We start from the raw sequence: 13,843 nt of genomic DNA, 5'->3' as shown, positions 1-13,843 counted from the left end.
TCTATCTAAAAACTAAAGTTTATGAAATTTATGTATTCAAAAAAATCCAGGCTACTAATCAGCTTTGGTTTGTTTCTTTTTGTGACAAGCCTAAACGCATGCAAAAAAACGGAAAAAACATCACCTGTAACACCGGTTAGTACAGGTGGCCCCACAGCCACCACACCCGGGGCATGGGCAGATGTATTTAGTGCTGATTTCACTACGGCAGCAGAACTATCCAATTGGGAGGCTGCTAACCGTTTTGATTATAACTCTAATAAATGTATGTACATTCCCACTGCAAATTCTATTCAAAACCTGGACGGAAAATCTTGCTTATGCATTACTGCAAAAAAAGTTTCGGCAAATTATTATGAATCGGGTAATCTCGCCACCAAGGCGCATTACCAGCCGCTAAATAACGAGGAATATCATTTTACGGCCTCTATAAAATTATTGGCCCAGGATGATGCATCTGTATACAAAGGCTTTTCTGAAACGTATGGGAGCTGGCCGGCGTTTTGGACTGTTGAAGGTAATGGCTGGCCAACTAAAGGCGAAATTGATATTATGGAAGCTTACACTTATGGCGCCGGCCAAACAACACGTATGGCCAGTAATCTATTTTACGGCACTACCCCAAACCAAAATATCCTGAATAATAAGTTAGAAAAGCCAATGACCTATACTGAAGGCTGGCATACTTATGAAATGTTTTGGAAGTATGTAAACGGCAAAGCTACCATTACGACTATGCTGGACGGAGTAACTATTGCTGTTTATACTAACGAAAGTTTTACTCCTGGCGGTTTGCAGTTAGAAAACTTCACTTCGCAAGCCATGGTCTTGAACCTGAATGTAGGAGATAACTTTGGAATTTTTGATAATACTAAGATCAACCTATTCGCTAAAACTATGATGTTTGTAGATTTTGTAAAAATCGAAAAAAGAACCTTGTAGATTCCCATTTTCATTATTACGCTACTTTCCGAATTCTTTAACCAATTATATAATTAACTAAAATTCTAACAACATGAAAAAATTAATTTTCCCTTTAATGGCTGTGTTCTTCGTGTTCGCCTGCCAAAAAAACGAAACCACAAAACCTGCATCCGCAGTGGCATTGGCAGGAAAAAACCTGAAAATCGTTGCCGCCGCCTCTGGTTTTACCAACATTTTTTATGATGGGTTTGATGCTGGAAGTGCAATTACAAGTAATTGGGCAATTGAAACCGGCTTAGATCCTAATTCGAGCATTTGTAATTATAGTAATAATGTTCCTCAAATTGGCAGTGTAGACAACTCCAGTTCGGCAATTATAACCGCTACAAAAAATGGCACAGCCAATAATTACACATCCGGTCGTATTCACTCTAAGCAACCCTTCACCCCTGCACGTGGCGAAGAAATGAAGTTTGAGGCCCGGATAAAGCTAATTGCTTTAAGCGGCAGTACATTTAAAGGCTTTGCTCAAACTAACGGCGCATGGCCGGCGTTTTGGGTAGTAAATGGTAACGAGTGGCCAACCCATGGCGAAATAGATTTTATGGAAGGCTATTCACATGCTGGTACTGCAGAGGCTACAAAGTTTACTTCGAATGTTTTTTATGGTACAACCATTAATCAGCCTTTTGTTGGTCCTAACAGCGCCATGAACTATCCGGCAAATTTTAATCCGGAAGGATGGCATACTTATACCTGTTATTGGAAAAACGTCGCCTATGGCGAAACTATACGTTACTATGTTGACGGAACATTAATCAGTACGGTTACTAATAATACATTTCCGGGACTTCGCCTTGATTACTTTGTTAATCACAATGTTGTGTTAAATTTAAACGTAGGCTGTACTACTTATACACCGCTTTTTCAGAACAATACCAATATCAATTTATTTGATAAAACGCAAATGTGGGTGGATTATGTAGCAGTTGATAAACAAACTCTTTAAACAATTGATCAGACACCTTGCTTATTAAACTTTTAGCTAAAGTGTTTTTAATGCTGATAGCCCTCCTCATCTGTAAGGAGGGCTATCTCTTCAATACCAAGAAATTAAACTATGCTATATTTATTTCCTGTCGTATCAAATCTATCCAGATAAATTTCTTAATGTATTTATAGTAATTTTACTGTCCCTGCATACCGTTTCCTTCGTCGTTTATCCGAAATTTGATAAATATACTGATGTTCAAATAATCAGCAAAAGACCAGATTTGTAGAATGCTTAGCTATCGTCTTTAAATTAAAAAATCGAACAAAAAACATGGCATAATTAATAAGTTAGTACATCCATTATTAAGGCAAACTGCCTGCAATTTGGAGATTCCGTATCCATTTACCATGCGATTCCGTGCACCTCAAAGCACCGATTTATGTTAAAAGGTAGAAAAAATGAAATTAGTAATCAAGAATTTAATATAATCAAAGTTTTTCGGAATCGTCTGCCTGACATTCCGGAACGAGGTGTTAATGGATACGGAATCTCCATTCTTGTTCTGATAACTGCTTTTTTTCAACCTGCTTAGGCTTCATCGCTTCCAAGGGGGTCCGCACGGTATTTTTTAAGGCAGTCGTTAGCTGTCTTATAGCCGTGCTGATCTCCACCGTGCTTACGCCTAGGGCTTCGGCTGATTTTTCGATAAGCTGCTCGGTTTGGAATCTGTTGTACAGGTATTAGCTATGGGGGAAGGCATTTTGCTTATGGTCTGTGCTGGTTAGCTTCAGCGTTACTTTCATACGGTCTAAACCGGTTAGCTTAATGCCTCCCAATATGGTAATATGCAGTTTACCATCCAGATAGATCAATAACTCTGCATTTTCAGTAATCAGTTTAGCCATGTTGAAAAAAAGTTTATAGTACCTACTGGTGACAAATGTAATAGATTGGTTTTAATTTAACAACACCTATGTTATTTGTAAAATACCAATAAGTAACTTACATTTATACTTTCAATACAATACAGGTTACTTAAGACACCTAAATATGACTTTCGGAGAAAAGATAATAGCTTTACGTAAACAGCTTAAATGGTCACAAGATGACCTGGCTAAAAAGATCGGTACGTCCGCACCTATTATCGGACGGTATGAGCGTGAGGAAATCACCCCATCTATCGATGTGGCCGCTAAGATTGCCGATGCCCTAAATGTTACGGTAGATTACCTGATCGGCCAGTCCGACCATATGGTTATGGATAAGAATTTGATGCGCAGGATGGAAGATATTGAAGCCCTGCCAAACGAAGAAAAAGACAAAGTATATTACTTTATTGATATGGCTTTGGCTTACAATAAAACGAAAAAAGCCTTTGCCCACTAAATAACACAGCCCGGCACACCGCCAGGCTGTGTTTATGCTACAACATTATATTATCCAACAAGCACCCTGCCTTGCATGCGTATCACAGGCCAGTAGGCATGCGGTAGCATTCAAAAAGCCCTCGCGGTAGCGGCGTAGCTGGGGACATCAATTAATGGATATGTTCATATTTGATATTTCTAAATGAATAAAAACCTGAATATTCTGAAAACCATATCACATAATTGTTATCAAACATGATTTTGATTAGTACTGCCATTGTATCACTATCTAACACTTTATTCCGCCACTCATCGCCTAAAAACTTTAGATATTTACGCTTTATAAAATTGATACCGTACTTATTATATTCTTTACTGATCTTAAGATCTTCTTTTAGTATCGAGCCATTTTGAATACTATTACCAATTGGATCAAATGATATTTTTCCCTCAAAAACCCCATTCAAAAATGACTTATAACTTACGGAATGACGATATTCTGTCTGTAGGTGGTAAGAATATAATTTATCATTAGTTGCGAGAAAAAAATGTTTAGACTGTCCTTTCTTGAAAGGAATAATAACACATAAGTTGACTTTATATTTCGAAGATAACATTTCCACGTATTCCTTTTTGGGAGTTTGAAAATTGACATTTACGAACAAAAGCAATAGTGATAATATTTTTGTCATAGTTAAGTTTAACATTTCAATTAATTTATTTTTTTACCGCCATAAGTGGTTCTTTCTACCTTTTTTTCTTCTTTCCTAATCTTGTTTTCGAATTTTACAGCCCTTTCCTCTGCTTTACTTTTTTCAGATGATTGCTCGTTTGCCTTTCCCTTGTTATTTCCCTTTAAATTATCAAATGCATGTGACAATTCATGTCCAACTAATATTTCAGATTCGACAACTTTGCCATCTTCTCCTTTTTGGGTGTAATCTATTGAAACGATTGAGCCTGTAGGTTTTCCAGCATCTGCGTCTTGACCATTTTCCGGGTATGTGATGCAGCCGTTGTAGCCAGATTCAATTGAGATTTTCTCTTTAGATGTTTCAAGGCTATTGAGAACTGATTTAACTGTTGCATCTTTCAAGCTGCTTAACTTTTGCAAGGAGTTAAATGTTTTTGTTACGAATTGATCCGATCCTTTATAAACCTTCTCATTTTCTTGATAGAGTTTCCCACTTCTATAAGTTAGATCTCCTTTAGAAGTAGATATAACTATTTCATTACCATCTGGGTCGATGAATTTTATTGGATTGTTAATCGCATAATTATATGGTGAATATTCAGAAAATTTTTCAGCTTTATTGTCAACGCTCGTCCACCTCCCAACAATCGGGTCATAGAACCTTGCGCCATAATCGTATTGGCTAGTTTCGTCCTGTAGTTACTTTCCATTGTAAAGATACTGGTTTTTTGGGCTTGGTACATTCGGTTCCAAAGATTTTATGCTCAGGCCCAAGGCAATTGATCCTCCCCGTTTTTAGCTCTTCAACGATCTTTATTTTTGTCTGTTCTTCGACCTTGTCAAATGGCTCACGTCTTACGATGGCCGCTACTTTCCTTTTCTTCCCTGGTACTACTTTCATTTTCTTGTCTTTTGTGCCAAGCTATATCAGGACAAGACAAATCCCTCAAAATTTAATCTGAAGCTTAATTAGGTGAATCTTATGCAACAAAAAACCGGCTATACTTTTTCGATAGTTGGACGAAAGCGAACAGCCTGCAGGCTTGTTTTCCATATCATTTTAATAAATGGCCATCGATGGTTTTTACGGTATATGGCGAGGCGGAATGGCATAATAAACATGCGGTGTACCCACGTGATCCAAAATTGAAGCTCACCTTCCTGCAAGCGTTTGGTAAAGAGTTCGTTTCTCATCCCAAACCTGTATTTCCAAAGTTGAGCATACGTATCAGTAAACACGCTGCTCATACTATTAATTGGTGTTTCATGAAGTGTTATGCTGCTGTCAACCCGTAAACCTGCCAGTCCGTTTGCAATAATGCGCTTGGAATATTCCACGTCGTCATTCCATATAAAATAATCTTTGATAGGTAAGCCGACCTTCTCCACAGCTTTTGACGAAATGAGCATGGAAACAAAAGTGCCAAATTGTATCAAGGGTAAGTTTACACCGCTGGTTATCTTAAGCTTAGCAATTTTACTTTTATCGTTTAATAAATAGGTACGGTTCATTTCATGAATATTTCCGTCCGTCCATTGCACGTAGCTCGACAAAAACCCGATATTATGATGCCTGGACTGAAACTCCTTTAATGCCGACGCCAATTGTTGTAAGGCATCATTTTGCGGAATGGTATCATCATCCATAAGCCATATCCAATCTGCACTATGATCATAAGCCAATTTGATACCGGCAGAAAATCCACCCGCACCGCCTTCATTTTTTTGGGTAAAAGTGGTAACAGGTTGCTCCAAGAGCCAAGCTACCGTACCATCCGTTGAACCGTTATTGATAACAATTATTTCGTTGGGAGACATTGTTTGGTCTATCACCGCATTTACGCATCTTTTTAATAACTGCAGGCGGTTATAGGTAACTATAACAGTTATAACTTTCATAAGGATTGAATTCTTGCTTGATAATATGTTTTACGCGAAATCAGATTAGGCCTTAACTGCCTGCTTATCAAACTGCCTGGAAACTTCTTTGAAAGCCGAACCAATAATTTGATGCATATCATAATACCTGTATTCGGCAAGCCGGCCGCCAAATATTACATCGTATTCCTGGTCTGCCAGTTCCTTGTATAGTTTAAATACTGCAGTATTTTTTTCGTCGTTTATCGGGTAATAGGGCTCGTTTTTTAGCGACCCCTCCACAGGGTATTCCTTTGTTGTAACAGTATTGGGCTGGGTGCCAAATTCAAAGTGCTTATGCTCAATGATACGGGTATAGGGCACTTCACGTTCGGTATAATTCACCACCGCATTGCCCTGGTAGTTTTCAATATCATGCACTTCGTGCTCAAATTTCAGGCTGCGGTACTCTAGTTGCCCGAATCGGAAGTCGTAATATTGATCTATTTTACCTGTATAAACTACTTGGTCTGCTAATGCACTCCAGCCTTCCCTATCTTCAAAGTAATCAACATTTAATCTCACTTCAATTCCTTTTAGTAAACCTTCAGTAAGTTTATTGTAACCACCGATCGGGATGCCTTGGTATTTATCGCTAAAGTAATTATTGTCGAATGTGAACCTTACGGGCAGACGCTTTATGATAAATGCTGGCAGCTCTGTAGCAACCCTGCCCCATTGTTTCTCTGTGTATCCCTTGATCAACTTTTCATAAACATCTGTACCCACCAATGACAGAGCCTGTTGTTCCAAATTGTCGGGGTTATTAATATTTAACTGATCAATTTGCGATTGGATCTTTTCTTTAGCTTCGGCAGGCGTTTTTACTCCCCACAACTGGTAAAAAGTATTCATATTAAAGGGCAGACTGTACATTTCGCCTTTGTAATTTGCAATGGGGCTATTGGTGTACCTGTTAAACTCTACAAATGAATTAACATAGTCCCAAATGGCTTTATCGTTAGTATGAAAAATGTGTGCCCCGTATTTGTGAACGTTGACCCCTTCCACATTTTCGCAATATACATTGCCGCCTGCATGATCTCGTTTATCTATTACCAGGCACTTTTTTCCCTGCAAATAAGCCTCATGGGCGAACACACTTCCAAATAAACCGCTACCAACAATAAGGTAATCGTAAATTTTATTATTCATAATGACATTTTATTAATTATAGATTAAACATTTTTTCCGATTTATTGTTTTACTTGCATGATAAAAGCATACATAATTATAGCGCATAAAGCCCCAGCTCAGCTTCACCGGCTTATTTCCCGGTTAAATGATGGTAAATCGGAGTTTTTTATACATATTGATAAAAAAGCAGACCTCAAGCAATTCGACAACCTGAACGACTTTGGAAATTCACTGCATTTTTTAGAACGATTTGATTCGAAATGGGGTAGTTTGGGCGCCATACAACCATTTTTAAGCGGCTTGATAGCGATAAAAGACTCAGAAACCGAATTCGACCGAATTATGCTGCTCAGCGGCCAGGATTACCCGATAAAAAGCAATGACGAAATAGATGAATTTTTTGTATCCTCTCCATATTCGGTGTTTATAAACTATTTCCCTATACCCAATTATGAACGGTGGCCGGGCAGCGACCGGGGTGGCTTATACCGGGTTGACAAATATTATTTTGGATTGGAATGGTATGAGCTGTTTAGCTCAAGGTTTTTGAACCTGGTATCTGCTTATGTCCCTTTTTTAAGGAGAGAGATACCTAACGGGATGAAACCCTTTACCGGGCAAACCTGGTGGAACCTTGATACCTATGCCCTTAATTACATTTTAAATTATGTAGCCCAACATCCTGAATACCTGCATTTTCACAAAAATACCTTTGTAGCAGATGAGGTGTTTGTGCAAATGATAATAGGTAACAGCACCGACGAAAGACTTTTAAACAGCATTGAGAATAGCGAAAAGCGTTTTACAATTTGGGAAAAGGTTAGTAACCCGCATCCGGTAATATTAAAGGTAACCGATTTTATGGCCATTGCATCCTCAGATGATCTTTTTGCAAGAAAGTTTGATGAAACTGTGGATTCAGAAATTTTAGATTTGATCGACGCAAAAATTTTGGTCGCTACAACCACTGGTATGGGGAAATTTAACCACCGAGAAAAAGAGAACGCTCCTGGTAAACCGAGTTTTTAAGAAGAAGCTCTGTGGTGAAATTATCCATACAGGCATCGTTATGGAGCCGGTTTATTGATCCCACTACACATCAGGCAATTGGCAAGTTAAAGTAAAATGTAGACCCCTTACCCGATTCACTCTCCACCCATACCTTCCCTTTATGGCGTTGGATAATTTCGGAAGAAAGGTACAGGCCAAGGCCAAAGCCAGAAATGTTTTGGGTACTTGCTCTCTCAATCCGTTGATAACGTTCAAATAACTTCTTCTGGTCCTCTGGTTTAATGCCCATGCCTTCATCTTTTATACTTACCTGTAACATCTCATTCACGTTAGCGCACGAAACCTCGATATTTTTCCCTTTTGGTGAATATTTAATGGCATTATTTATGATGTTGCCTATTACCTGCCCTATCTTATCACGGTCGGCATTAACAAATAAGGGGGGGCAATCATGTATCACAATGGTGTGCATAACGGATATTAAATCAAATTCTTCTACAATTTCCGTTATTAATTCATTGATAATAAAAACCTTTAAGTTCAAATAAATTTTACCTGTTTCCAGTTGAGAGATATTGAGGAAACCATTAATAAGGGCCGTCATCTTCTTCACCTGCTTGTTAGCTTTACTAAGCATTTCAACTGCGGGGGCATCTTTTGCCTTTTTAGCTAATAACTGTACGTAAACTTGCAATGAGGTAAGCGGTGTTTTTAACTCGTGGCTCACCATGGCTATGAAATCGTTTTTTCGAAGTTCGTCCTGCTTGTGTGCGGTAATATCAATTAAGATACCGGTAAAATAAGTAGGTTTGCCCTCCTGTATCTCTGTGAGGCTACCCATAGCCTTTACCCATCGAAGCTTCCCATCATGAAACCCACGGAGACAGTATTCCACATCGAACTTCTCGACATTTTCTATCGATGCCTTAACGGCATCAATCACCTTTAGCTGGTGTTCATTAATAATTTGAGTTACAGCCGCCTCATAACTCATATCCTCTTCCGGGTAAAAACCAAATATCTCTTTTAGCCGCACCGAGGGGATAAATTCAAGTGTCTTAATATCAATTGTCCAGGTGCCCATTTCTGCAGAAGCTATAGCCATGCCTAGCATTTGGACACTGGCGTTCAATTCCTGTTGTATCTTTTTCAGCTCGGTAATATCATTAAATGTGATAATTGCACCCTTTCTTTTTTGATCCGACTGCTGTAGATAAGGCATGGTCATGGTTTGGTACCACCGGCCATTGTTTGTTTGAATTTCCTTTGTAACAACTGTGCCCCTAGCAATTACCTGCTTTATATCATCAATAATTGTTTCAAATTTAAAATTGGTCGAAATGTTGCTTAGGGGCCTGCCAATATCTGTATTTAGCAGGTTAATTTGCTTAACCGTGCCCGGCGAAAACTTCATTAACTGCAATTCGCTGTTAATAAACAACTGTCCGTTAATGTTGCTTTTAAAATAGTTATTTAAATCGTCGTTCAGTTCAAGCAGTTTTTTATTTTTTTTCTGGTATTCTGCATTAATGGTATTCAGCTCTTCATTAACAGACTGCATCTCCTCGTTGGTGCTCTGCATTTCTTCGTTGGCCGATATCAGCTCCTCATTAAAAGATTGAAGATTTTCGTTAAAGGCGTCGAGTTTTTCATAAGCACTGTAAAGTTTATCTTTAGCTTCCTGCAACTCTTCTTCCAAGTCGCGCAAGTATTTGTCATGATATATGGTTTCATCATATACTAACGGTTCCTCCCCGGGGAGCGAAACGGGTGACTTTTCGGGCGTAAAAATCACCATTAACAATTTTTGCATGCCATTTTCAATCAGGGGCTTTACAGAAAGGTTAATGGTTGAAATAACCTTGCCTTGTTTAATTTTAACCCCGTTGATGGTCCCTTTTTGATTGGTTTTCCGCGCAACCCTGCTCAGGGTATTAAATGCCACCGCCAGCGGTTTGGGCAGTAATTCGGTAAGGTTTACGCTGAAATGTTTATTGAGTAAATAGGGCGAGGTAATGCCGTATGATTTCACCACCTTGTCGTGCTCATCCACACAAACCATCAAGTATCCAAGCTCCTCGGCAAGTTTGGTGTGGATGGTTTCTGTTAAGGTATTACCTGGTGTTCTGGCATGTTCATCCCTGATAAAACCGGATGGAATCCGCTTGGTATCCATTAGGGCTGGTAACGAAAAGGTATCAAAGGTTGCCCCCTTCTTAATTTCGATATTTTTATAAATTTTCCATTTTTTGTTAACTACCTCCATGTATTTGATAATTGACATAGGGTTTTCACTGCTACCTAAAAATAAATATCCGTTCATCTTAAGCCCAAAGAGAAATATATTAAACATTTTCTTTTGCAATACCGGTGTCATATAAATCAACAAGTTGCGGCAACTTATCAGGTGCATATTGAAATACGGAGAATTTTTAACAAGATCGTGATGGGCAAAGATTACCATTTTACGGATGAACGGATTTATCCTGTATTGATCGTTTTGCAGGATGAAATATTTTTCGAGCCTTTTGGCAGAAACATCCTTTTTGATCGTTTTGTTGTAAATTCCCTTTCCAGCTTTTTCTAAAGCGGCGCTATCAATATCTGTAGCAAATAATTTCACCGTAATATCCTCTAACGGGCCTATTAGCTGTTCGGCGATTAATATAGCCATTGAAAATACCTCTTCACCTGTTGCGCAGCCCGCTATCCACATCTTTAACTCTTCGCCGGGGCTAAGTTTTGCAAGTATTTCGGGCAATATTTTTTTTTGAATAAATTCAAAAGCGGCAGGATCCCTAAAAAACGACGTTACGCTGATCAGGAACTCTTTGGTAAGCGCCGATATTTCTTCGGGGTTTGCCTTCAAAAAGTTTACATATTTGGCTAGCGAGGTAAAGTTAGCAAGGGCAGCTCTTCTTTTAGTTCTGCGCAAAATGATCGATGATTTATAATCCGAAAAATCGAGCGGGGAAAATTCACTGATCATGGCAATAATTGCCGAAAGACATTTGTCATCGTCTTTATGATCTGCAAGCAATAAGGTGCCGTATTTAACGTAATCTTCAATGGCATTGGGCATTAATTCCGGTTCCAGGATAAAATCTACCAGGCCGGTGGCAATTGCATAAGATGGCATGCTGCCAAATTCGGCTGTTTCCGGGTTGCGGGCAATTACCATCCCTCCGGCTTTTTTAATTGCTTTTACACCCTCCGTGCCGTCCGAACCCAGGCCTGAGAGTACGATGCCGATAGCCCTTTTGCCGCAATCGGCCGCCAGCGCATTAAAAAAAGTGTTGATAGTTAAATGAGGGTTTTTAATAGTTTCTTTATCCGTTAACAACAATTTATTTTCACTAATGGTCATAAACTTATCACTGGGAATAAGATACACCTCGTTGCTTTTTACAAACATGCCATTTCCCGCCTCCTTCACAATTAGCTTACTATGCCTGCCAAGTAGCTCTACCATCCTACTTTTAAAATCGGGCGATAGATGTTGAACTATTACATAGGAAATCCCGTCTACTGGGGTGTGATCAAAAAAAGTAATTATTTCTTCCATGCCCCCTGCAGAAGCGCCAATAGCAATGATATAGCGGGGGACGGCCATGTTTATTTATAGTTTAAATTAAATATCATAATCATCTTAAAATCCTTATAACCCTGTTGATCAATGTCAAAAAAGCAAGTTAAATTATATAAACTTATAATTAAAATATTTAATTAATTAAAATTACAATAATTTATCACATAAATAATTATAAATACAGTTAAATCAGTATATCATCAGTGGTTCCCTTATCGTCTGCTTGTAAAATTGCTTTTTTCCGGTCGATATGAACCTGAGAGATTCTCGCTCTTTCTAAAGAAGATTTGAAAGCTGCCCCGGTTTGCGCTTTAGCAAACGAAGTTAGCAGGTTCTTTCTTTCCTCAAACACCCTTTTTGCCGCCCACATCGTCTCTTCAATCTTCCCGGTTTGTTCAGTAAAAAAAGAGGCTGCGGTATAAGCATGCCCTACATGACAGCGGTAACGTGCTGATGTCCCTTTTTCTACCTGCCATAAAACGCCGCAGTAGCCATGGCAATTAAAAGGCACCTGGTCGCCTAATGCGTTTAACGATGGCAGATCGCTTAAAATCCTTTCGACTATTTTTGTTTTTATTAAAATGTTCTTTGGTATGGGTTTCTGTTTAGCTGCCTTACGCGCTACGAGCCGGTAAAGCAAGCCGCCCATTTAATTAATGGGGAGGCAATATTGAACTTTCACTTGGTTTAAAACGCTTTACGGCATAGCCGGATAATCACCATCTGCAGGGTCCTGAACAATATAGGTTCCGTCGCACCTTTTAATAACCTCCATGCCAGCAGTGCCATCGTCCTGGTAACCTGTTAAAATTATGCCAATTACCCTATTCCCGAAGACCACCGCCGCCGAACGAAATAAAGGATCGATGGCAGGCCGCGAACGATTTTCCTGCGCACCCTTTGTTACCAGTATTTTGCAATCTTTGTCCAGCATCAGGTGATTATCTGACGGTGCCAGGTATAAATGACCGGGTAGCGGGTTTGTTCCATGTACGGCATGTGTGCATTTAAATTTGCTGTTATTATTCAACACATCTAAGGTTGCGTTGCCGGTGGCATCTGCTGATATATGCTGAACAACCAATACCGGTGCCAAAAAATCGGCTTGAAACTGGCTAATTGGTTTAACCAAAGCCTTAAGCCTACCGGCAGAAGTGCCTATTACAACTATAAACTTTGGAGTGTTTGACATGGGTAATTTTAGATTAAGACACTAATCAGTACTTTGTTAAAGCCCCTTGGGTATCATAAACCAAAATGTGGCAGCCTTCCCCACCTCAGTTTCTACCCCAATCTGGCCGTTGTGCTTGCATTATGGAAAAGTCGTTAAAAGTTTAAAGACGATACCGTGGATAATCAGATAGTTGCCGTAATTTAATTATTTTAAAAAAAAGCTATTGATCCACAGCGTTCAATTCGTTTTTAAATGGAACGCCGAGGACGCAGTCAAAATATTCTAATTTATTATAAAATTATAACCTGATAGGGTTGTTTGATGTGCGGAAGTCGGCGCCTAACCAATAACTATAACCAATAGAAATTATCAGGGAACCGGTGTTATTTTTATCAGGTACTATCGCGTTTTGTATTTTAAGTGCTCCAAAATTGCCCCCGCCTTCAATAGATAAGTTACCCCTGCCCAAAATGTATATCAAGCCCACCTTTGCTTGGATGCCGGCATTGAAACTATGTAGATATGCTCTTACATCTTCGCCATTTACAGCATTTGGTGAACTATCGAAGACTGTTTGTTTGGCCGAAAGTAATACGCCGGCGAAGGGCCCGGCGGCTATATAAAATCTAACTGGTGATTCCTGGAAGTTCCATCCAAATTTGGCCAAAACCGGTAATATCAAATAATTTAATTCAGCTCGGTTACTGCTGTTTGTGCTTTCCTGATGTGGGGTATTTATACCTGTTTTAAAGGTTCCATTTTTACTGCCTTGGGCACTATATTCAATCGAAGGTTGCAGTGAGAACGTGGCTGAGTATTTAAACTCTGCAAAAATCCCAAAGTTTGGGGCTATTACAAAATGGTTTCCGGATGTTAATAATTGTGATAGAGATGCGCCATTGGTTAAATTCCGGCTGCTCACCCCGCCTTGTATCCCAATGGCTATGTTTTGCGCAACTACCGAAAAATGAAAAAATATTAATAGCGCCGTTATTGGCATATAAAGTTTGATTGACATTATGTTGTTTGTAAATAT

The 13,843-nt window shown here is 39.1% G+C and carries 14 protein-coding genes; 4 read left to right on the top strand and 10 right to left on the bottom strand.

Annotated features, from left to right (window positions below):
- Nucleotides 1-81: 81 nt before the first annotated feature.
- Nucleotides 82-942, top strand: a complete 861-nt coding sequence (locus NAF17_RS03920; protein WP_252756674.1) for a glycoside hydrolase family 16 protein — start codon at nt 82-84, stop codon at nt 940-942.
- A gap of 73 nt (nt 943-1,015) precedes the next feature.
- Entirely contained in the window at nt 1,016-1,933 is a 918-nt protein-coding gene (locus NAF17_RS03915; RefSeq protein WP_252756673.1) for a glycoside hydrolase family 16 protein, read from the top strand.
- A 725-nt stretch (nt 1,934-2,658) separates the two neighbouring features.
- Here NAF17_RS03915 and NAF17_RS03910 read toward each other — a convergent pair.
- On the bottom strand, nt 2,659-2,823 hold the full coding sequence (locus NAF17_RS03910; protein WP_252756672.1) for a hypothetical protein: 165 nt from the start codon (nt 2,821-2,823) through the stop codon (nt 2,659-2,661).
- Nucleotides 2,824-2,968: 145 nt separating this feature from the next.
- Between NAF17_RS03910 and NAF17_RS03905 the strand changes: the two genes are divergently transcribed.
- A complete protein-coding gene (locus NAF17_RS03905) occupies nt 2,969-3,304 on the top strand; it encodes a helix-turn-helix domain-containing protein (protein WP_252756671.1) in 336 nt (111 codons plus the stop codon).
- Nucleotides 3,305-3,455: 151 nt separating this feature from the next.
- Here the strand turns inward: NAF17_RS03905 and NAF17_RS03900 are convergent, their stop codons facing one another.
- The 5 genes from NAF17_RS03900 to glf form a co-directional block, all read right to left on the bottom strand.
- A complete protein-coding gene (locus NAF17_RS03900; RefSeq protein ID WP_252756670.1) occupies nt 3,456-3,977 on the bottom strand; it encodes a hypothetical protein in 522 nt (173 codons plus the stop codon).
- Between the two features lie 20 nt (nt 3,978-3,997).
- Nucleotides 3,998-4,627, bottom strand: a complete 630-nt coding sequence (locus tag NAF17_RS03895; RefSeq protein WP_252757474.1) for a M91 family zinc metallopeptidase — start codon at nt 4,625-4,627, stop codon at nt 3,998-4,000.
- Between the two features lie 34 nt (nt 4,628-4,661).
- Nucleotides 4,662-4,880: a hypothetical protein gene (locus tag NAF17_RS03890; RefSeq protein ID WP_252756669.1), complete on the bottom strand. Its 219-nt coding sequence runs from the start codon at nt 4,878-4,880 to the stop codon at nt 4,662-4,664.
- Nucleotides 4,881-4,978: 98 nt separating this feature from the next.
- Nucleotides 4,979-5,878, bottom strand: a complete 900-nt coding sequence (locus NAF17_RS03885; protein ID WP_252756668.1) for a glycosyltransferase family 2 protein — start codon at nt 5,876-5,878, stop codon at nt 4,979-4,981.
- Nucleotides 5,879-5,923: 45 nt separating this feature from the next.
- Nucleotides 5,924-7,051, bottom strand: a complete 1,128-nt coding sequence (gene glf, locus NAF17_RS03880; protein ID WP_252756667.1) for a UDP-galactopyranose mutase — start codon at nt 7,049-7,051, stop codon at nt 5,924-5,926.
- A gap of 57 nt (nt 7,052-7,108) precedes the next feature.
- On the opposite strand from glf, the gene NAF17_RS03875 reads away from it, so the two are divergent.
- Nucleotides 7,109-8,062, top strand: coding sequence for a beta-1,6-N-acetylglucosaminyltransferase (locus NAF17_RS03875; RefSeq protein ID WP_252756666.1), 954 nt, complete (start codon nt 7,109-7,111; stop codon nt 8,060-8,062).
- Between the two features lie 70 nt (nt 8,063-8,132).
- Here NAF17_RS03875 and NAF17_RS03870 read toward each other — a convergent pair whose 3' ends face one another.
- The 4 genes from NAF17_RS03870 to NAF17_RS03855 form a co-directional block, all read right to left on the bottom strand.
- Nucleotides 8,133-11,657: a chemotaxis protein CheB gene (locus NAF17_RS03870; protein WP_252756665.1), complete on the bottom strand. Its 3,525-nt coding sequence runs from the start codon at nt 11,655-11,657 to the stop codon at nt 8,133-8,135.
- 160 nt (nt 11,658-11,817) lie between these two features.
- Entirely contained in the window at nt 11,818-12,282 is a 465-nt protein-coding gene (locus tag NAF17_RS03865; protein WP_252756664.1) for a hypothetical protein, read from the bottom strand.
- 48 nt (nt 12,283-12,330) lie between these two features.
- Nucleotides 12,331-12,825: a chemotaxis protein CheB gene (locus NAF17_RS03860; RefSeq protein WP_252756663.1), complete on the bottom strand. Its 495-nt coding sequence runs from the start codon at nt 12,823-12,825 to the stop codon at nt 12,331-12,333.
- A gap of 280 nt (nt 12,826-13,105) precedes the next feature.
- Nucleotides 13,106-13,825 carry a porin family protein gene (locus NAF17_RS03855; protein ID WP_252756662.1) on the bottom strand — a complete coding sequence of 240 codons (720 nt, stop codon included), beginning with the start codon at nt 13,823-13,825 and terminating at the stop codon, nt 13,106-13,108.
- Between the last annotated feature and the right edge of the window lie 18 nt (nt 13,826-13,843).

It is taken from the genome of Mucilaginibacter aurantiaciroseus (genome assembly GCF_024055595.1).
Lineage (GTDB): Bacteria > Bacteroidota > Bacteroidia > Sphingobacteriales > Sphingobacteriaceae > Mucilaginibacter > Mucilaginibacter aurantiaciroseus.
This window is presented reverse-complemented; position numbering and strand designations above follow the sequence as displayed.